The sequence below is a fragment of the Streptomyces echinoruber genome, from assembly GCF_014651135.1.
Taxonomy (GTDB): Bacteria; Actinomycetota; Actinomycetes; order Streptomycetales; family Streptomycetaceae; genus Streptomyces; species Streptomyces echinoruber.
Genome location: NZ_BMWH01000016.1, coordinates 78,398 through 97,247, shown reverse-complemented (window position 1 = coordinate 97,247; position 18,850 = coordinate 78,398). Strand labels below are relative to the sequence as shown.

General features: G+C 74.7%; 21 protein-coding genes. 7 read left to right on the top strand and 14 right to left on the bottom strand.

Annotation, left to right across the window (positions count from 1 at the left end):
• Window positions 1–73 precede the first annotated feature (73 nt).
• From IE225_RS19250 to IE225_RS19240, 3 genes are all read right to left on the bottom strand, one after another.
• Window positions 74–658 (bottom strand): TetR/AcrR family transcriptional regulator, encoded by a 585-nt coding sequence (locus IE225_RS19250; protein ID WP_190058798.1) that lies wholly within the window; start codon window positions 656–658, stop codon window positions 74–76.
• Window positions 655–2,172: an MFS transporter gene (locus IE225_RS19245; RefSeq protein ID WP_190058797.1), complete on the bottom strand. Its 1,518-nt coding sequence runs from the start codon at window positions 2,170–2,172 to the stop codon at window positions 655–657. Before IE225_RS19245 ends, IE225_RS19250 begins: the two co-directional genes overlap by 4 nt.
• Window positions 2,173–2,247: 75 nt before the next feature.
• Window positions 2,248–3,492, bottom strand: coding sequence for an FAD-dependent monooxygenase (locus IE225_RS19240; protein WP_190058855.1), 1,245 nt, complete (start codon window positions 3,490–3,492; stop codon window positions 2,248–2,250).
• A 142-nt stretch (window positions 3,493–3,634) separates the two neighbouring features.
• Here IE225_RS19240 and IE225_RS19235 point away from each other — a divergent pair, with 142 nt between their 5' ends.
• Complete coding sequence (locus IE225_RS19235; protein WP_190058796.1) at window positions 3,635–4,087, top strand: SRPBCC family protein; 453 nt, start codon at window positions 3,635–3,637, stop codon at window positions 4,085–4,087.
• Between the two features lie 140 nt (window positions 4,088–4,227).
• Here IE225_RS19235 and IE225_RS19230 read toward each other — a convergent pair whose 3' ends face one another.
• Together IE225_RS19230 and IE225_RS19225 are read right to left on the bottom strand one after the other, a co-directional pair.
• Entirely contained in the window at window positions 4,228–4,968 is a 741-nt protein-coding gene (locus IE225_RS19230) for a ribonuclease H family protein (RefSeq protein ID WP_190058795.1), read from the bottom strand.
• 42 nt (window positions 4,969–5,010) lie between these two features.
• Window positions 5,011–5,808 carry a VOC family protein gene (locus IE225_RS19225; protein WP_190058794.1) on the bottom strand — a complete coding sequence of 266 codons (798 nt, stop codon included), beginning with the start codon at window positions 5,806–5,808 and terminating at the stop codon, window positions 5,011–5,013.
• Window positions 5,809–6,089: 281 nt separating this feature from the next.
• Here IE225_RS19225 and IE225_RS19220 point away from each other — a divergent pair, with 281 nt between their 5' ends.
• Complete coding sequence (locus tag IE225_RS19220; RefSeq protein WP_190058854.1) at window positions 6,090–7,097, top strand: zinc-binding alcohol dehydrogenase family protein; 1,008 nt, start codon at window positions 6,090–6,092, stop codon at window positions 7,095–7,097.
• 76 nt (window positions 7,098–7,173) lie between these two features.
• Here IE225_RS19220 and IE225_RS19215 read toward each other — a convergent pair whose 3' ends face one another.
• Window positions 7,174–7,656 carry a VOC family protein gene (locus tag IE225_RS19215; RefSeq protein WP_190058793.1) on the bottom strand — a complete coding sequence of 161 codons (483 nt, stop codon included), beginning with the start codon at window positions 7,654–7,656 and terminating at the stop codon, window positions 7,174–7,176.
• Window positions 7,657–8,004: 348 nt separating this feature from the next.
• On the opposite strand from IE225_RS19215, the gene IE225_RS19210 reads away from it, so the two are divergent.
• Complete coding sequence (locus tag IE225_RS19210) at window positions 8,005–8,661, top strand: ATP-dependent Clp protease proteolytic subunit (protein ID WP_190058792.1); 657 nt, start codon at window positions 8,005–8,007, stop codon at window positions 8,659–8,661.
• Window positions 8,661–9,263 (top strand): ClpP family protease, encoded by a 603-nt coding sequence (locus IE225_RS19205; RefSeq protein WP_190058791.1) that lies wholly within the window; start codon window positions 8,661–8,663, stop codon window positions 9,261–9,263. The genes IE225_RS19210 and IE225_RS19205 overlap by 1 nt, the downstream gene beginning before the upstream one ends.
• Before the next feature lie 15 nt (window positions 9,264–9,278).
• On the opposite strand, the gene IE225_RS19200 is transcribed toward IE225_RS19205, so the two are convergent.
• On the bottom strand, window positions 9,279–9,746 hold the full coding sequence (locus IE225_RS19200) for a helix-turn-helix domain-containing protein (protein WP_190058853.1): 468 nt from the start codon (window positions 9,744–9,746) through the stop codon (window positions 9,279–9,281).
• Between the two features lie 524 nt (window positions 9,747–10,270).
• On the opposite strand from IE225_RS19200, the gene IE225_RS19195 reads away from it, so the two are divergent.
• On the top strand, window positions 10,271–11,167 hold the full coding sequence (locus IE225_RS19195) for an RNA polymerase sigma factor SigF (RefSeq protein ID WP_190058852.1): 897 nt from the start codon (window positions 10,271–10,273) through the stop codon (window positions 11,165–11,167).
• A 218-nt stretch (window positions 11,168–11,385) separates the two neighbouring features.
• Here IE225_RS19195 and IE225_RS19190 read toward each other — a convergent pair whose 3' ends face one another.
• The 3 genes from IE225_RS19190 to mgrA all read right to left on the bottom strand — a co-directional run bounded on the left by IE225_RS19190 (window position 11,386) and on the right by mgrA (window position 14,188).
• Window positions 11,386–11,838, bottom strand: coding sequence for an ATP-binding protein (locus tag IE225_RS19190; protein WP_190058790.1), 453 nt, complete (start codon window positions 11,836–11,838; stop codon window positions 11,386–11,388).
• A gap of 669 nt (window positions 11,839–12,507) precedes the next feature.
• Entirely contained in the window at window positions 12,508–12,915 is a 408-nt protein-coding gene (locus IE225_RS19185; RefSeq protein ID WP_190058789.1) for a hypothetical protein, read from the bottom strand.
• Window positions 12,916–13,198: 283 nt separating this feature from the next.
• Window positions 13,199–14,188, bottom strand: a complete 990-nt coding sequence (mgrA, locus tag IE225_RS19180; RefSeq protein ID WP_190058788.1) for an L-glyceraldehyde 3-phosphate reductase — start codon at window positions 14,186–14,188, stop codon at window positions 13,199–13,201.
• A 113-nt stretch (window positions 14,189–14,301) separates the two neighbouring features.
• On the opposite strand from mgrA, the gene IE225_RS19175 reads away from it, so the two are divergent.
• Window positions 14,302–15,219 (top strand): LysR family transcriptional regulator, encoded by a 918-nt coding sequence (locus tag IE225_RS19175; RefSeq protein ID WP_190058787.1) that lies wholly within the window; start codon window positions 14,302–14,304, stop codon window positions 15,217–15,219.
• Between the two features lie 145 nt (window positions 15,220–15,364).
• Window positions 15,365–15,880, top strand: coding sequence for a mycothiol transferase (locus IE225_RS19170; RefSeq protein ID WP_190058786.1), 516 nt, complete (start codon window positions 15,365–15,367; stop codon window positions 15,878–15,880).
• Here IE225_RS19170 and IE225_RS19165 read toward each other — a convergent pair.
• The 4 genes from IE225_RS19165 to IE225_RS19150 all read right to left on the bottom strand — a co-directional run bounded on the left by IE225_RS19165 (window position 15,862) and on the right by IE225_RS19150 (window position 18,763).
• Complete coding sequence (locus IE225_RS19165; RefSeq protein WP_190058785.1) at window positions 15,862–16,932, bottom strand: adenosine deaminase; 1,071 nt, start codon at window positions 16,930–16,932, stop codon at window positions 15,862–15,864. The genes IE225_RS19170 and IE225_RS19165 overlap by 19 nt on opposite strands.
• A complete protein-coding gene (locus tag IE225_RS19160; protein WP_190058784.1) occupies window positions 16,929–17,348 on the bottom strand; it encodes a VOC family protein in 420 nt (139 codons plus the stop codon). The genes IE225_RS19165 and IE225_RS19160 overlap by 4 nt, the downstream gene beginning before the upstream one ends.
• A 111-nt stretch (window positions 17,349–17,459) precedes the next feature.
• Window positions 17,460–18,389 (bottom strand): M48 family metalloprotease, encoded by a 930-nt coding sequence (locus IE225_RS19155; protein WP_190058783.1) that lies wholly within the window; start codon window positions 18,387–18,389, stop codon window positions 17,460–17,462.
• Complete coding sequence (locus tag IE225_RS19150; protein ID WP_190058782.1) at window positions 18,386–18,763, bottom strand: BlaI/MecI/CopY family transcriptional regulator; 378 nt, start codon at window positions 18,761–18,763, stop codon at window positions 18,386–18,388. The genes IE225_RS19155 and IE225_RS19150 overlap by 4 nt, the downstream gene beginning before the upstream one ends.
• Between the last annotated feature and the right edge of the window lie 87 nt (window positions 18,764–18,850).

The window sequence follows — 18,850 nt, the reverse complement described above, 5'->3', positions numbered from 1 at the left end:
GGCCGGCGTGTCCGCGGCTCCCGCACGGCCGGCGGCGCGCCGGGCGCGTGCCGCGCGGGAGCCGCGGGCGCGCTCAGGGGGTCAGGTGCGCCTGCACCACCGGCCCGTACCGGTCGGCGATCTCCTCGACGGCGGCGGCGCGCAGGCGGGGGCCGCGGGCGATGCCGTACATCACGCCGAGGCCGAGGACGGCGGCGACGGCGAGCTCGGCGCGCAGGCCCGCGTCCGGGCCGGTCAGGCGGGCGGCGAGGCGCTCGGTGACCTGGCTGCGGAAGTTCGCGCGCAGCACCTCGCCGTGCTCGCCGTGCAGCGGCGCGAACACGATCCGCAGGACGGGGTCGGCACCCCGCTCGCGCTGGCTGAGCAGGACGTGCCGGACCATGTGCCGGCCGAGGCCGTCGAGCGGCGCCTGCAGCAGGGCGGCCACGTCGGCCTCGAAGTTCATCACGCGGGCGAAGAGGGCGTCCTTGGAGCCGAAGTACTTCACCACCAGCGGCGGGCTGACCCCGGCGCGGTCGGCGACCGCCTTGAGGGTGATGTCGGCGTGCGGCTGCCGGGCCAGGAGGTACCGGGCGGCCTTGAGGATCGCCGCCCTGGTCGCCTCGGCGTCCCGGCGCACCGGCGCGGACGCGGGGGGCGGGGTGCGCACGGCCGTCATGCTCCCTCCCTCGCCTCGTCCCGGGTGCCCCGGGTGTCGCCCCGGGCCCGCCGGGTGCCCGGCGGGGCGGCCTCGCCGGGGATGGTCAGCGCGGTCGCGCAGGCGGCGAGGGCGACCGTGCCCGCCATCGCGAACGCCAGCACGTAGCCGTGCAGCGTGGGCACCGGGGCGCCGCCGACGGGCCGGGTGTGGTGCACCAGGACGGCGGCCACGGCGGCGCTGGAGGTGGCCTGGCCGATGGTGCGCATCAGGACGTTGACGCCGTTGGCGGAGGCGGTCTGCCCGGCGGGCACGGCCCACAGGATCAGGGTGGGCAGCGCCGAGTAGGCGAGGGTGGTGCCGGTCGCCACCACCGCCGCACCGGCGATGATCAGCCACAGGTCGCGGCTGTCGGCCATGCGCACCGCGTACCCCAGCGCGATGACCGCCGCACCCAGGGCGAGCGTGACCCGCGGGCCGCGGGATGCCGAGATGCGGGCGGACAGCGGGGAGAAGAGCAGCATGACGACGCCGCCGGGCAGCAGGCACAGGCCGGTCGCCACGATGGACAGCCCGAGCCCGTAGCCGGTGGCCTTCGGCGCCTGCACCAGCTGCGCGGTCACCAGGGAGTTGGCGTAGAAGGCGAACCCGGTGAGCAGCGCGGCCACATGGGCGAGGCCGACCCGGGGGCGGGCCGCCAGCCGCAGGTCGACCAGCGGCGCGCGGGCCCTGAGCTGCTGCCGCACCCACAGGGCGAGCACCACGGCCGCACCGAGGAACAGACCCGCGATCCGCGGGCTGCCCCAGCCCCACTCGCCGCCCTGCGAGACGCCGAGCAGCAGGCACACCAGCCCGGCCGCGAGTCCCAGCGCGCCCGGCACGTCGAACCGGCCGGGCTGCCGCACCGGTGACTCGGGCACCGCGCAGGCGACGGCCGTGACGCCGGCGGCGCCGAGCGCGGCCGTGGCCCAGAACATGACGTGCCAGTCGGTGTACTGGACCACCAGCGCGGCCGGCGGCAGCCCGAGCGCGGCGCCGATGCCGACGGTGGCGCTCATGAACGCCACCGCCGATCCCCGCCGCTCGGGCGGCAGTTCGTCACGCAGGATGCTGATGGACAGCGGTACGACGGCGGCCGCGGCGCCCTGCAGGGCGCGGGCGGCGACGAGCACACCGATGTCGGAGGAGACGGCGCACAGGACGGCGCCCGCGGTCATCAGCGCCAGCGCCGCCATCAGCACCCGCCGCTTGCCGTACATGTCGCCGGCCCGGCCGAGCACCGGGGTCAGCACCGCCCCGGACAGCAGGGTGGCGGTGACCGTCCAGGACACCGCGCCCGGCGACGCGCCGGTCAGCCGGGGCAGGTCGGGCAGCAGGGGGACGACGACCGTCTGCATGACCGCCATGAGGATGCCGGCGAAGGCCAGCACCGGCAGGGTGAACCGCCCGGATGTCCTGGATGTCCCGGAGGAAGCGGATGCCGGGGCGGGTGTCCGGGCGGGCGGCGGGGCGGGTATCGGGGCGGGCTGCTCCATGGGCACTCCGGTGGGTGACGCCGGGGAAACCGGGTGAATGGGAATTCACCGCAGCGCGTAACCCTACCGGATGAATTACTGGGTGAATTCCCTTTCACCCAGGGCGCGTGCGTGCACCGTGCGCGCCACCTTCGGACCCAGCCAGCGCTTGAGCCGACGCAGCACCTCCAGGCGGCTCACCGCCTTGTCCAGCCCGTAGTACAGCTGCGGCGGCACGTACGGCAGCAGCGGGGAGTGGCGCTGGCCGAGCAGGGCGAACATGCGGTGCGGCGGCAGGCGGATGTAGCGGGGCAGGTTCTCGTACCACTGGGCGCTGTAGCGGGCCGCGCTCTGCACCGGCAGCAGGGCGGCCCGGCGCTCCCGCTCGTAGGCGGCGAGCGCGTCGGGCAGGGCGGCGTGCTCGCGCAGCGCGCCGGCCAGGCACATCGCGTCCTCCAGGGCGAGGGTGGTGCCGGCGCCGATGGAGTAGTGCGTGGTGTGGGCGGCGTCGCCGAGCAGGACGAGGTTGTCCCGGTGCCAGGTGCGGTTGGTGAGGGTGCGGAAGCGCAGCCACGGGGAGCTGCCGTCGGCCGGGGAGCTGCCGCCGGCCGGGGAGCGGCCCAGCAGGGGGTGGCCGTCCAGGACGCCGGCGAACAGCTTCTCCAGCAGGGCGAGCGTCTCCGCCTCGGGGGCCCGGTCCAGGCCGAGGCCGGTGAAGGTCTCGGGGCCGCACTCGACGACGCAGGTGCTGCGCCGGTCGCCGTAGCCGTATCCGTAGCACCAGATCCAGCCGTGCCCGGTCTCCACGAAGGCGAAGGTGAAGGCGTCGAAGACCTTGGTGGTGCCGAGCCAGACGTAGTGGTTGCGGCCGAGGGAGACCTCGGTGCCGAAGTGGTCGGCGTGGTGGCCGCGCAGCGCGCTGTGCACGCCGTCGGCGGCGACCACGAGGTCGGCGGCGGGCAGGTCGCCGGGCGTGGTCTCACGCTCGTACACGACCTGGACGCCGAGCGCGCGGGCCCGGTCGGCGAGGATCTCCAGGAGCCGGTGGCGGCCGATGCCGTGCCCCCGGTCGCCGCGGTGCCGGGTGGTCAGGCCGCCCACGTGGGCGACGCCGTCGGTCCAGCACAGCGAGTGCTCCTCGACGGCGCGCGCCGAGACGGGGTCGTGCGCGTACAGCTTGTCGAGCAGGCTCCGCCAGTAGGTGACGCCCCAGCCGTAGGTGGAACCCTCCGGGTTGCGCTCGTGGACGGTGACGTCGTGGGACGGGTCCTGCAGTTTCAGCAGGATCGACAGATACAGGCCGGCGGGCCCGCCGCCGACACAGGCGACCTTCACACACACCCCTGACAACTACCGATGGCGATCAAGAGACAGCGCAGAGTAGCACCCCGTGATGGTGCGACCCGGCGGTTTTCCCCTCAGGTCGCGCGGTACCCGCTGACATGTACCGAAAGAGACGAACAGCCGCGAGACAGGAGGAACCATGTCGCAGGTGGAGGAGTCCATCGAGGTCGCCGTGCCGGTCCGCACCGCCTACAACCAGTGGACGCAGTTCGAGACGTTCCCCGAGTTCATGGGCGGCGTCGAGCGGATCGAGCAGCGCACCGACACCCTCACCCACTGGGTGACCAGCGTCAACGGTGTGCGCCGCGAGTTCGACGCGGAGATCACCGAGCAGATCCCGGACGAGCGGGTCGCCTGGACCACGGTCGACGGCGAGGCCCGGCAGGCCGGCGTCGTCACCTTCCATCGCCTGGACGACGCGCACACCAAGGTGATGCTGCAGATGGACTTCGAACCGGAGGGCGTGGCCGAGACGATCGGCGACAGGCTCGGCTTCGTGAAGCGCCAGACCAAGGGCGACCTGAAGCGCTTCAAGGAGTTCATCGAGTCCCGCGGCGGCGAGACCGGGGGCTGGCGCGGCGCGGTGGTCTGACCGGCACTCGTGGCGCGGGGCGCCCCCGGACGGGGGCGCCCTTTCGCATGCCCCGGGCCGTTTCCGTCCGTGCGCCCGGAGTCGTTTCCGTGCCGGAGGCCGTTTTCCTCCCTGCCGGAGGCCGTTTTCCGTGCCCGGGGCTATCCGGCCGCGGCGGTGCGGCACTCCGGGTGGCCCCAGCCCGTGTCGTTCCTGGCGATCTTCTCGCCCGCCGCGTAGGAGCGGCCGCACACGCAGCGGCCGGGGAACTTGGCCTTGATGGTGCGCGACGACGCCTTCGACGCGCCGGTTCCCGCCCCGCCGGACCGCGACGCGCCGGACTTCGACGCGCCGGGTGCGCCGCCGCGGCGGCGGGAGGAGCGGGGTGCCCCGGAGGCGGGGGCGGGCGGGGGCTCGGGCGAGCCGAGGGCGCTGCCGGCGGGCTGCTGTTCGGCGGCCGCCCGGCTGGCGGCGCGGTCGGCGAAGTCGTTGAGCGGGTCGCCGCCGACCTGGTGGGCGGGGACGTAGCGGAACTCCACCGAGCGGCCCTGGAGCAGCTCGTCGATGCGCACGACGAGCTCCTGGTTGGCGACCGGCTTGCCCGCGGCCGTCCGGAACCCGTTGCGCTTCCAGCCGGGCAGCCAGGTGGTGACGGCCTTCATGGCGTACTGCGAGTCCATGCGGACCTCGAGCGGCACGGCCGGGTCGGTCGCTGCCAGCAGCCGTTCCAGAGCGGTGAGTTCGGCGACGTTGTTGGTGGTGCGGCCGAGCGGCCCCGCCTCCCACCTGGCCGGTGTCGCGGCGTCGTCGGAGATCACCCAGGCCCAGCCCGCGGGTCCGGGGTTTCCCTTCGACGCCCCGTCGCACGCGGCCACCACTCGTTCACGCATGGCCCCGATCATGCCACGATTCCGCCCCTCCCCCGCCGCGGGCCCCGTGCGCGGCTACGGCACCTCCGTCATGGCGGGCGCCTCGCCGCGCCGGGTGGTGACGTCGATGACCGAGAAGGTCGCGCCCTGCGGGTCGCCGAGCGCGGCGACCCGGCCGAACGGGCCGTCCACCGGCCCGAAGCGCAGCGCCCCGCCGCGCTCGGTGGCCCGGCTCACCGCGTCGTCGCAGTCGGCGACGGTGAAGTAGACGCTGATGAAGGGCGGCGTCCCGGGCGGGAAGGCGTCGGTCATCCGCATCCGGCCCAGGACGCCGTCGCCGCCGAGGTCGAAGACGCGGAAGTCCGTCGCGTCGTCCTCGATCCGCCGGACGTGGTAGGGGAAGACCGCGGTGAAGAACGCGTCGGTCCGCTCCGGTTCGCGGGTGAGGATCTCCGCCCAGCAGTAGGCGCCCGGGCCGGCGGTGGCCTCGAAGCCCTTGTGGCGGCCGGCCTGCCACACGCCGAAGACCACGCCACCGGGGTCGCCGGCCAGGCACATGGTGCCGGAGTCGCCGATCCTCACCGGTCCCGTCAGCACCTCGCCGCCGTGGTCGCGGATGCGCCGCGCGGTGGCGGCCGCGTCGGCGGAGGCGAGGTAGAGGCACCACTGCGACGGGGCGGCCTGGCCGGGCAGCGGCGGGACGATGGCCGCGACCGCCTTGCCGTCGGCGTAGGCCCGGACGTAGTCGCCGTGCTGCGACCGCGCCCCGCGGAAGCTCCAGCCGAGGACGTCGCCGTAGAAGCGCCGGGCCGCGTCCGGGTCGCGGAACGTCGCGTCGACCCAGCAGGGGGTTCCCTCAGGTGGTGGGGCCATGGCTGTGTCCCTTCCCGGACGGTCGGCGGTCGGGCGGCTCGGACGGGCGGCTCGGACGGGGCCCGCGTCCGTCTCGCGCCGCCGGGCCGGACGGCGGATCGGGGGGCCACCCGCTTCCTCACGCTAGTCACGCCCGTTCCGGACCGCGCGCCGAGCTGTCGTCCCGGTCCGCGCCGGCACCCTGGTCCACACTGGAATCCCGGCTCACCCGGGGGTCCCGGGCCGCACCGGGACGCGGACACGGACGGCGGACGGGGCACGGCATGACGGACGGCAGGACGATGCGGGCCTGGGCGGTGACCGAGCCGGGACCGGTCGAGGCGGACCCCCTGCGGCTGGTGCGCCGGCCGGTGCCGGAGCCCGGCGAGGACGAACTGCTGGTGCGCGTGCGCGCGTGCGGGGTGTGCCGCACCGACCTGCACGTGACGGAGGGCGACCTGCCGGTGCGCCGGGCGGGCGTCACGCCGGGGCACGAGGTGGTCGGCACGGTGGCGGCGCTCGGGGCGGGCGTCACCGGGTTCCGGCCGGGCGACCGGGTGGGGGTGGCGTGGCTGCGCCGCACCGACGGCACCTGCGGGTACTGCGCCCGCGGCGCGGAGAACCTGTGCCCGGCCTCCGAGCACACCGGCTGGGACGCCGACGGCGGCTACGCCGAGTACACGACCGTTCCGGCGGCGTTCGCCCATCCCCTGCCCGGCGACGTGGCCGACGTCGCCCTCGCGCCGCTGCTGTGCGCGGGCATCATCGGCTACCGCGCGCTGCGACGGACGTCGCTGCCGCCGGGCGGGCGGCTCGGGCTGTACGGCTTCGGGGGCAGCGCCCACCTGTGCGCGCAGCTCGCCCTCGCCGAGGGCGCCACGGTGCACGTGCTGACGCGGGGCGCGGCCGCCCGGCGGCTGGCGCTGGAGCTGGGTGCCGCCTCGGCCGGGGACGCGCGGGACATGCCGCCGGAGCCGCTGGACGGCGCGATCCTGTTCGCGCCGGCGGGGGACCTGGTGCCGTCGGCGCTGCGCGCCCTGGACCGCGGCGGCGTGCTGTCCGTCGCGGGCATCCACCTCAGCGACATCCCGCCGCTGCACTACACCGACGAGCTGTTCTACGAGAAGGAGTTGCGCAGCGTCACCTCCAACACCCGTGCCGACGCACGGGAGTTCCTGACGCTGGCCGCCCGGCACGGGGTGCGGGCGACGACGCACACCTATCCGCTCTCGCAGGCGCCGCAGGCGCTGCGGGACTTGAAGGCGGGCCGTTTCGACGGGGCCGCGGTCCTGGTCAACGACCTTTCCTGACGCCCCGGGCGGGGCGCCCCGGCCGCGGTGCCTCGGCCGCGGCGCCCCGGCCGCCGGTCACACGCCGGCCCGCCGGTCACACGCCCGCGTGCGCCTTCTCCAGCGCGGCGATGTCCAGCTTGCCCATGGCGAGCATGGCCCGGGTGGCACGGGCCGCCTTCTCCTGGTCGGGGTCGCCGACCAGGTCGAACAGCCGCTTGTGGACGACCTGCCAGGACACGCCGTAGCGGTCCTTGAGCCAGCCGCAGGGGCCGGGCTGCCCGCCGCCCTCGGTGAGCCTGGCCCAGTAGTGGTCGACCTCCTCCTGGCCGTCGCAGTGGATCTGGAAGGAGATCGCCTCGTTGAAGGTGAACTCCGGGCCGCCGTTGAGCGCGACGAACTTCTGCCCGTTGGCGACGAACTCCACGGTCAGCGCCGAGCCGGCCGGGCCCGGTCCGGCCTCGGTGGAGCGGGTGACGCGCCCGATGCGGGAGTTCTTGAAGACCGACACGTAGTAGTGGGCGGCCTCCTCGGCCTGGCCGTCGAACCACAGGCACGTGGTGAAACCGTCGTCGGTCATGGGGGGCCTCCTTCGTGGGGCGGAAAAAGCGGTCACCTGTACCGACTCCGCCCCGCGCCGGAACTCATCGCCCGGCCCCGGCCCTTTTCCGCCCGGCCGGACGGGGCGCCGGCCGGGCGGGCGCTACGCCCGCGGCGAATCTGCCGCGGGCAGAGAAACGGGTCCCGGGGGCGGCGGCGGGCCAAGAGTGGGACGAGAGGGACCGGCCGCATCCGCGCAACCGGTCGCACCCGCGCAACCGGTCGCGTCCACGCGGCCGATCGCCGTCCCTCACACCGCTTCGACGACTCCTACGCCTCCCACAACTCCCATGACTTTCACGACTTTCACGACACGAGGAGCACACCGATGACCCCACCCACCGCGGGCCCGTGGCCGGCCCTGCTGCCGCGGGCGGAGGAGGGCGAGACCCCGCCGACCCGGTTCGACGACCACCTGGCCGCGCAGCTGCTCGGGCAGCGGATCGTGCTGCTGGGCACGCAGGTCGACGAGGTGTCCGCCAACCGGGTCTGCGCCCAGCTGCTGATCCTGTCGGCGGAGGACCCGCGCACCGACATCAGCCTGTTCATCAACAGCCCCGGCGGCTCGGTCCACGCGGGCCTGGCCATCTACGACACGATGCGCCTGATCCCCAACGACGTCGCCACCCTCGCCCTGGGTTTCGCCGCCAGCATGGGCCAGTTCCTGCTCAGCTGCGGCACCCGCGGCAAGCGCTACGCCCTGCCCCACGCGCGGATCATGATGCACCAGCCGTCGGCGGGCATCGGCGGCACCACCGCCGACATCGAGATCCAGGCGCAGAACCTGGAGCACACCAAGCGGACCATCGAGAGGCTCATCGCCGAGCACACCGGGCAGAGCCCGGAGACGATCGCCCGGGACGGCGACCGGGACCGCTGGTTCACCGCCGAGGAGGCGCAGGAGTACGGAATGGTCGACCGGGTCGTGGAGTCGCTCGTCGACGTCCGCCCGGCCGCCACCCGGCCGAGGATGGGGCTGCGGTGATGGGGACGTACACGGTTCCGTACGTGGTGGAGCGCACCGCGCAGGGCGAGCGGTCGTACGACGTGTTCAGCCGGCTGCTGAACGAGCGGATCGTCTTCCTCGGCACCGAGATCGACGACGGGGTGGCCAACACCGTCATCGCGCAGCTGCTGCACCTGGAGTCGGCGGCGCCGGAGAGCGAGATCGCCCTGTACATCAACTCGCCCGGCGGCTCGTACACCTCGCTCATGGCGATCTACGACACGATGACGTTCGTGCGGTCGCCGATCTCCACGTTCTGTGTGGGGCAGGCGGCCTCCACGGCCGCGGTGCTGCTGGCGGGCGGGGACCCGGGCCGGCGGTTCGTGCTGGAGCACGCGCGCGTACTGCTCGGCCAGCCCGCGTCCGGGGTGCGCCAGGGCACGGTGTCCGACCTGTCGCTGCAGGCGCAGGAGATGATCCGCATCCGCGCGCAGGTGGAGGAGGTGCTCTCCCGGCACACGCACCACGACGTGGCCGCACTGCGCGCGGACATGGACCGCGACAAGGTGTTCACCGCCCGGGAGGCGGTGGCGTACGGACTGGCCGACGAGGTGCTCAGCCGACGGCTGGTGGGCGTCTGAGACGCGCCGGGCGCCTCAGGCGGCCAGGCACAGCCCGTCGCGGGACGCCCGCGGCGCGGTGCGCACGGGGCGGACCTGGTGCGCGGCACGGGAGGTGACGCGCACCAGTTCCCCGTGCGTCCGGGCCAGCAGGTCGCCCAGGCCCAGGCCGAGGGCGCGGGCGGCGGCCGCGAGGACCTCGGAGGAGGCCTCCTTGCGGCCCCGCTCCACCTCCGACAGGTACGGCATGGAGATCCGCGCCGCCTCGGCGACGTCCTTCAACGTGCGCCGCTGGGCGAGGCGTTCGCGGCGCAGCACCTCTCCGACGAGGTCGCGCCACAGCGGCTCGCGGGGCGCGGGGGCCGCGTCGGGGCGCTGCGGCGCCCGGCGGGCGGGCGCGACCGCGTCGGGGCGCTGCGGCACGGGGTGGGTGGAGGCGTCGGGGCGCCCGGCGGGCGGGCGCGGCGACAGGAGGCGGGCGGGCTTCGGCACGTGGTTGCTCACCTGGTTGCTCACCGTCCCAGCCTAGGAGCTCCGAACGCCCGGGGAAGGGGGCGTCGTTCCGCCCTGGGAGAAGCCGGGCGGAGGGCGCGGGAGGGCGGGAGGAACGCAGAGGGCACAGGAGGCGGGAAGAACGACGGCGGCGCCGCGGGACGTCTCCGGCGGGGCGCGGAAGTGCCGCGAACACCGGGCGCCGGCCGTACCGCCGGAGCCCGGGGCGACGCCCGGGGCGGACGCGGCCACCGGTACCGGTGCTCTCCACCGTCGCCGGATGCGGAATGCATGACGGGCGTCACCCGGGGTATCCGCTCGGCACGTCCCCGCGCCACGAGGTGCGCGGACGCCGGACGGCACGAGGAGCGGTTCCGAAGCATCGCGGATGTGAGACGCATACTTTCCGCGATCCCGGGTACGCGCGTGGCGCGGCCCGCACGGGCCGTGACGCACGGACGGACGCAGAGCCCGACGTGGAGCCTGAGCAGAGGTCGACGAGACAAGGTCGCACCGTGACTTTCGTGGGAGAGGTAATGGACGCCGCCACCGCCGCCACTGACGTGAGCCGGTCCGAGGCGGTCGAGGAGACCGCCGGCACTCCGACGGGTGCCGGACCGCTGCCGGGCGTCGTGGACCCGAAGACGGTGGCCCCGCGGGACGCCCGGGAGCTGTCCCGCCAGTTCTTCCAGCGTCTGACGGAACTCGAGGAGGGCACGCACGAATACCAGTACGTGCGCAACACCCTCATCGAGATGAACATGTCCCTGGTACGGTTCGCGGCCGGCCGGTTCCGCAACCGCGGCGACGACATGGAGGACATCGTCCAGACCGGCATGATCGGCCTGATCAAGGCGATCGACCGGTTCGAGCTGACCCGCGAGGTGGAGTTCACCTCGTTCGCGCTGCCCTACATCGTCGGCGAGATCAAGCGGTTCTTCCGCGACACGACGTGGGCGGTGCACGTGCCGCGGCGACTGCAGGAACTGCGCGTGGAGCTGGCCCGGGCCCGCGAGGAGCTCTCCAGCCGCCTGGACCGCGAGCCGACCACCGCCGAGCTCGCCACCCTGATGAACCTGTCCGAGAGCGAGGTCGTCGAGGCACAGATCGCCTCCAACGGCTACAACTCCGCGTCGCTGGACGCCGCCCTCACCGGGGACGGGCCCGAGGACGGCGAGGCGGTCCTCGCCGACTTCATCGGCGTGGAGGAGGACGGGCTCCGGCTCGTCGAAGACTTCCAGACCCTCGCGCCGCTCGTCGCCGAGCTCAGCGAGCGGGACCGGCGGATCATCCACATGCGGTTCGTGGAGGAGGCCACCCAGGCGGAGATCGGCGAGCGGCTCGGCTGCTCGCAGATGCACGTCTCCCGCCTGATCAAGCGCATCATCACACGGCTGCGCGAGGGAATGCTGGGCGAGCTGGGCTGCGCCTGACGGCGTCCGCCCGGCCGCGCCCGCACACGGCCGCACGGCACCCGCACGGGTGGTGCCCCGCTCCGGGAGACCGGGACGCGGGACACCACCCGTGCGGCGTTCCGGCACGGAAGGCGCAACCGGGGCGGAGATCGGAACGCGCCAGAACAAACCAGAACGAACGGGAACGAACGGGACGGAAAGGCTCGTGTGCCGTCCGCGGATATCGTCCGCGGGTATCAGCGCTTCAGCTCGACGACCGCGCGCACCCGCTTGCCCACCGGCACCCGCTCCACGGTCACCTGCGAGGCGACCGCGTGCACGATCTCCAGGCCGTGCCGGCCGACCCGCCGCGGGTCCGGGGGAAAACGCCGGGGCAGGGCGGGGCTGCTGTCGTAGACGCACACCGTCACCGCGGAGTCGGTGCCCTCCAGCTCGAGGATGTACGGCCCGTCGCTGTGCCGGTCCGCGTTGGTCACGAGCTCGCTCACCACGAGGAGCAGTTCGCCGTCGGCCCGCTGGTCGATCTCCGCGCACCACTCGGTCCTCAGCTGTTCGAGGAAGAGCGCCGCGAAGGACCGCGCCTCGGCGATGCAACCGGGCTCTCCGGTGAAGTGTGCCGCCCGCCGCAGTGGTTCCACGGGTACGTCGAAACCGGTCGGTATCACTGCCCCGTCCAGGTGGTCGATCATGCTGTTCTCTCTCGAAGCCCTCTCGAAGCCGGAGTGGCCGGTCGCTACTGCACCAGTGCTCGTACCCCGAGCCGGGCCGCGCACTCCCCACGGTCTCCGGCGCCCCTCCCGTCCCTGCCGCCGGGCCCGGCGATTCCGGTCACGTCCCCGACGACGGCGGTTCGACGCCCACGAGGTCTTCTCCCCGGCGCGGCCCTTCGCCGCGTCCCCTTGTCCCCTCCGGTGCGCGGCCGCCCGGCGGGCGCGGCCGGCGGGGGCTGCTTAACGTGGCGGTGTGAGCGCGCGCCGCCTTTGCCCCGGCCGAGGCCCGGCACGGCTGGGCCGCGGCCCTGGGCGGCGGGCTGTCCGCGCGGCTGCTGCTGCGCCCGGAGCTGGGGCGGGCGCTGGGCCTGGCCGTGCTGTGGGGCCTGGCCGCCGGGTTCCTGGGGGCGCTGCCGGCCCGCACGGTGCCGCGGCGCGGCGAGGTGACCGAGCGGCTCGGCCGTACGGCTCGCTGACCGGCGCGGCCCGGCGCGGACCGGCGCGGCGGTCTCGGCGGCGCGGCGGCCTCGGCGGCGGGGCGGCCCTGACGGCGCGGAAGGCGAGGTCGGCACGACCGGCCGTAGCGCCGTGCCCCGGATGCCATCGGTTCACGCGTTCGGGTGCCTGTGCGGTGCGGGGCCGGGGGCGTCAGGCGGGCACGACGAGGGAGGGGCCCATCCGCTGCATGCGCAGGGCGTCCACGGACTCCGCGAGCAGTTCGTACTCGGTGGTGTCGTCGCTGGTGGCGATGCGCACCAGGTGCCCGGCGACCAGTTCGTCGGCGACCTGCTCCTGCTGCGCCACGTCGGCGCACCAGGACCGCAGCACGGTCGGCACGTCGGCGGCGGTGTCGGCGACCGGGACGAGCGCGCCGGGCGGGTAGTACGCCTGCTCGGGCCGGGGGTCGAGCCGCTCGGCGATCCACAGGGCGCGGTCGCGCAGCCACCACAGGGCCAGCGCCAGGGTGGGGGCGCGGTAGGTGCCCAGGGGGACGCCGATGCGGCGGCCGCCGCAGACGCCGTACGCGGTGACATGGCACAGGAACTCGTCGTGCACGCGTCCCTCCCCCGCATCGTCGGTCGTGCGCCGGTGGTGCCTTCGCCGTGCCTCGCTCTCCCGGGCGGCTCGGCTGGCTCCTGACGATGTGCGGAGGCGGCGAGACGCCCATGACTTTTGAGTATGTTGACTACTGAATCAGTGTCACCACGTCTTTCCGGCCAGTCTCCTGGCATATTCACCGCGTTGCGTGGCCGAAAGGCGACACCGCGCGTCCGGCGGGCGCACGCGCGGAACGCGGGAGGAGGGCGGCCGCGCCGCCCTCCTCCCGCGGTGCGGCGCGCTACGGCTTGACGATCGCGTCGATGCGGGCCAGTTCCTCGGCGTCGAAGTCGAGGTTGCGGATGGCCGCGACGCTGTCCTCCAGTTGCCGCGGGCTGCTCGCGCCGACGAGGGCCGAGGTGACCCGGCCGCCGCGCAGCACCCAGGCCAGCGCCAGCTGCGCGAGCGACTGGCCGCGGGCGGCGGCGATGCCGTTCAGCTCGCGCAGCCTGGCCACCAGGTCCTCGGTGAGCGCGTCACCGGTGAGGAAGGGGCTGTCGCTCGCGGCGCGGGAGTCCTCGGGGATGCCGTCGAGGTAGCGGGCGGTGAGCAGGCCCTGCTCCAGCGGGGAGTAGGCGATGGAGCCGACCCGCAGTTCGTCGAGGACGTCCAGCAGGCCCTCCTCGGGGCGCCGGTCCAGCATCGAGTAGCGCGGCTGGTGGATGAGCAGCGGGGTGCCCAGTTCGCGCAGGATGCGGGCGGCCTCCCGGGTCTGCTCCGGGGAGTAGTTGGAGACGCCGACGTACAGGGCCTTGCCCTGCTGCACCGCCGAGTGCAGCGCGCCCATGGTCTCCTCCAGGGGCGTGTCGGGGTCGGGGCGGTGCGAGTAGAAGATGTCGACGTAGTCCAGGCCCATCCGCTTCAGGCTCTGGTCGAGCGAGGACAGCAGGTGCTTGCGCGAGCCCCATTCGCCGTACGGGCCGGGCCACATCAGGTAGCCGGCCTTGGTGGAGATCACCAGTTCGTCGCGGTGGCGCGCGAAGTCGGAGCGCAGCGCCTCGCCGAAGGCGGACTCGGCGGCGCCCGGCGGCGGGCCGTAGTTGTTGGCCAGGTCGAAGTGGGTGATGCCCAGGTCGAAGGCGCGGCGCAGGATGGCGCGCTGGACCGCGGCGGGGCGGTCGGGGCCGAAGTTGTGCCACAGGCCGAGCGACAGCGCGGGGAGCTTCAGGCCGCTGCGTCCGGTGCGCCGGTAGGGCATGTCCGCGTAGCGGTCGGGGTGCGGGGTGTACAACGCGTCTCCCTCAGGTCCAGAACGCCGAAAACCGTCGCTCCACTCTGGCGCGACCTGGGCGCAGCGGTCCAACAGAAGAATCCGATGGGATTCAGCACATAGGCTTCTCAGTCGTGGAACTGCGTCATCTCCAGCACTTCGTGGCCGTCGCCGAGGAGCGGCACTTCACCCGCGCGGCGGAGCGGCTCCTGGTGTCCCAGTCGGGTCTGTCGGCGTCCATCCGGGCGCTGGAGCGGGAGTTGCAGGCCCCGCTGTTCGTGCGCACCACACGGCGGGTGACGCTGACAGAGGCCGGGCGGGCGCTGCTGGGCGAGGCGGAGCGGATCCTGGCGCAGGTGCGGGCGGCGCACGAGGCGGTGGCGGCGGTGCAGGGCGTGCTGCGCGGCACGCTGTCGCTGGGCACCGAGCAGTGCATCGCCGGGGTGCACGTGGCGCGGCTGCTGGCGGCGTTCCGGCGCCGGCACCCGGACGTGGAGGTGCGGCTGCGGCAGGCCGGGTCGTGCGCGCTGGCCGAGGAGGTCGCCGCCGGACGGCTCGACCTGGCCTTCGCCTACCGCACGCGGGCGGACACCGATCAGCTGCGCTCGGTGCCGCTGGCCGGCGAGCCGATGACGGTGCTGTGCCATCCCGGCCACCGGCTCGCCCGCGCCGGGGCCGCGCTCACGCCCGGGGACGTCGGCAAGGAGCCCTTCGTCGACTTCCACCCCGACTGGGGGCCGCGCCGGGTCACCGACGCGGTCTTCGCCGCCGCGGGCGTGCGGCGCTCGGTGCCGCTGGAGGTCAACGACGTGCACGGCCTGCTGGACCTGGTGGGCGAGGACCTCGGCGTCGCGGTGGTGCCGCGGCACTTCCGGCACAAGCGGCCGTCGCTGACCGCGCTGCCCCTGAAGGGCACCGGCGAGGCGGTGTACGAGACGGTGGCGCTGCTGCCGCCGCCGCAGGCCACCAGCCCGGCGGCGCGGGCGCTGATGAGGCTGCTGGAGACCGAGGGCGCCGGGTGCCAGCGCATCGGGGAGGACAGGCTCCGGTAGGCGCGTTCGCACCGGTCGCCCGGGAGCCGGCGGCCCTCGGCCCGCCGGTCGCCCGCGTCCGCCCGGTCGGGCGGGCGGACGCCCGGCCGCCGCGGAAGCCGGACACCGGACGCGCGGGACGGGCGGATGCGCCATGGTGGACGGTATGCATGCGAAGGACATCCTCATCGACGGCTATGGCCGGATCCGGGAAGAAGTCCACGCCGTCGTCGACGGCCTCACCGCGGAGCACCTCAACGCCCGTCCCGCGCCCGGCGCCAACTCCGTCGCCTGGCTGCTGTGGCACCTCACCCGCGTCCAGGACGACCACGTCGCCGACGCCTTCGGCCTGGAGCAGGTGTGGCTCGCACAGGGCTGGGAGAAGCGGTTCGGGCTCGGCCTGCGCCGGGACGACACGGGCTACGGCCACTCCCCCGCGCAGGTCGCCCGGGTCCGCGTCGACAGCGCCGGCCTGCTGGCCGGCTACCACGACGCCGTGCACGAGCAGACGCTCTCGGCGCTGCACGGGCTGAGCGCGAAGGACCTGGAGCGCATCGTGGACGAGCGCTGGGACCCGCCGGTCAGCCTGGGCGTGCGGCTGGTGAGCGTCCTGTCCGACGACCTGCAGCACGTCGGGCAGGCGGCCTACCTCAAGGGGCTCCTTCAGAGCACGGCGTCGTAGCCGGGCAGGACGACCTCGCGCAGCAGGGCGGTGCGCTCGTCGAAGGGGAGGAAGGCGCTCTTGACGGCGTTCACGGTGACGGTGCGCAGGTCCTCGGCCGTCCAGCCCGCCTCCTGGACCAGCAGCGCCATCTCCCGCGTCATCGTGGTCCCCGACACCAGGCGGTTGTCGGTGTTGACGGTGACCCGGAAGCCCAGGTCCTTCAGCAGGGTGACGGGGTGTTCGGCGATCGAGGCGGCGGCGCCGGTCTGGAGGTTGGAGGTCGGGCACATCTCCAGGGCGATGCGCCGGTCGCGTATCCACCCGGCGAGGCGGCCGAGCTTGCCGTCCACGATGTCGTCCACGATCCGCACCCCGTGCCCGATGCGCTGGGCGCCGCACACCTGCACGGCCTGGTGGATGCTGGGCAGGCCGTGCGCCTCGCCGGCGTGGATGGTGAACGGGACGTTCTCGTGCCGCAGGTACTCGAAGGCGGCCAGGTGGTCGGCGGGCGGGAAGCCGTCCTCGGCGCCGGCGATGTCGAAGCCGACGACGCCGGCGTCGCGGTGGGCGACGGCGAGGCCGGCCGTCTCGCGGGTGCGGTCGAACATCCGCATCCCGCACAGCAGGGTGCCCACCCGGACCGGGGTGCCCGCGGCGGCCGCCTTGGCCATGCCGGCCGCGAGGCCCTCCTGGACGGTCTCGACGACCTCGTCCAGGGTCAGGCCGCCCCGGACCATCAGCTCGGGCGCGTAGCGCACCTCGGCGTAGACGACGCCGTCGGCGGCGAGGTCGAGGACGTACTCCTCGGCGGCGCGCAGCAGGCCCTCGCGGGTCTGCAGCACGGCGAGGGTGTGCTCGAAGGTGGCGATGTAGCGCACCAGGTCACCGGAGTTGGCGGCGTCGTAGTACCAGGCGGCCAGCTCGTCGGGGTCGGTGGTGGGCAGGGTGTGGCCGGCCTCCCGCGCGAGCTCGACGACGGTGGCGGGGCGCAGGGCGCCGTCGAGGTGGTCGTGCAGCACCGCCTTGGGCAGCCGGCGGATGGTCTCGGTGTCGATGCGGGGCGCGGTCATGCGTGCTGTTCCTCGTCGGGCTCGTCGGGGGTGGGCTGGAGCAGGTCCCAGCGGTTGCCGTACAGGTCCCGGAAGACGGCCACGGTGCCGTACGGCTCGTGCCGCGGTTCCTCCAGGAAGGCCACGCCCGCGGCCGTCATGCGGGCGTGGTCGCGGGCGAAGTCGTCGGTGTGCAGGAAGAAGCCGACCCGTCCGCCGGTCTGGTCGCCGACCCGGGCGCGCTGGGCGCCGTCCCGGGCGCGGGCCAGCAGCAGGCCGGTGCCGTGCCGGTCCCCGCCGGGTTCGACGACCACCCAGCGGGAGCCGTCGGGGCGCGGGGTGTCCTCGGTGAGGCGGAAGCCGAGGGCGCCGGTGTAGAAGGCGATCGCCTCGTCGTAGTCGTCGACGACGAGGGTGACCAGGGCGATGCGTCTCATCGGGCCTTCCGGGACGGGGGCGGCGGTGCGGTCGACGCGAGAGGTTATACGTAAAACTTCACGGGCGCCAGCCGCTCCCGCCCGGGGTCGGTGCGGCGGCCGGAACGGGCCTCAGCGGGGCGCTTCGCCCTGCGCGACCTCGACGCGGTGGTGCACCTCGGCCACGCCGGTGGTGGAGGCGGCACACGAGACGGCGACGCAGGCCAGCAGCAGGGCGGCGGCGCGGACGGCGGAGGGCCGGGGAACGCGCGGGCCGGCCAGCAGGGCCTCGACGCGCTGCGGGACGGGGCCGCCGGCGGCGGCCGCCGCCACGTCCGGGCGGTTGCCGCGGGCGGCCCGGCCGGCCAGGGCGGCGCGGGCGATGGCGCGGGCGGTCAGCCGCCGGTCGCCCACGGCGCGGGCGGCGGCCTCGTCGGCGGCGCGTTCGGCGGCGAGCCGGATCGCGGCGCGCACCGGGCGCAGCGCGGGGTGGCAGTGGGCGGCGAGTTCGGCGGCGGCGAGGAAGTAGTGGTGGCCGCCGCGGTTGTGGGCGCGTTCGTGGGCGAAGAGCGCCTCGCGCTCGGCGGCGTCGAGGCTGCGCAGCATCGCGGTGGTGACGACGATGCGGTGCGGGCGGCCGGGCAGCGCGTACGCGTCCGGGTGCGGCGAGTCCACCACGCACAGGTCGCCGGCGGCGGGCCCGCGCGCGGCCTCGCTGCGCGCGGCGCGCCAGGCCCGCGCCTGCCGCAGCGCACTGCGCGCAAGGCTTACGGCGCACACCGCGAGCGCGCCGACGGACACCGCCGCCGCGGGCACGACGACGAGGTCGGACGGCGTGCGCAGGGGATGGACGAGTTCGCCGAGCGCGGCGCAGGCCGGCAGCTTGAGCAGGCCGACCAGGACGAAGGTGCCGAGTGCGGCGAGCGAGCAGGCGGCCAGCACCAGGGCGCAGACGGTGAGCACCCACAGCGCGGTGACCGGGGCGAGGCGGGCCAGGGCGCGCCGGGCGGCCGGCGGCACGGCGCACGGCAGCAGCAGCGGCACAAGCAGCAGGGCCGTCATCGTTCACCGGACCGCGGGTCGAGCAGTTCGCGCAGGATGCGCTCGTCGTCGGGGCTGAGCTGCTCCACGAACCGGGCCAGGACGCGCTCGCGGTCGCCGCCGCGCGCCAGCTCGGAGTGCATACGGCGGGCGGTCAAGCCCTGCGGGTCCTGGACGGGGTAGTAGGCGTAGCCGCGGCCCTGGCGCCGGCGGGCGACGATGCCCTTGTCGTGCAGGCGGGTCAGGATCGTCGTCACCGTGGTGCGGGCCAGGCCCGCGCCGAGACCGCGCTGCACCTGGCCGGGGGTGCGCGGCCCGTCGGCGGCCCACAGGACGGCCAGGACGCTCGCCTCCAGCTCGCCGGCCGGGCGGCGGGCGTCCTTCGCGTCGGTCATGGGAGCGTTCCTCACTGCGTCGTGGTGCGCCGGTGGCGGCAGCGGCCCGTCCACGTGAGTGTAGTCAGGCGGGCGGAGCCGCCACCG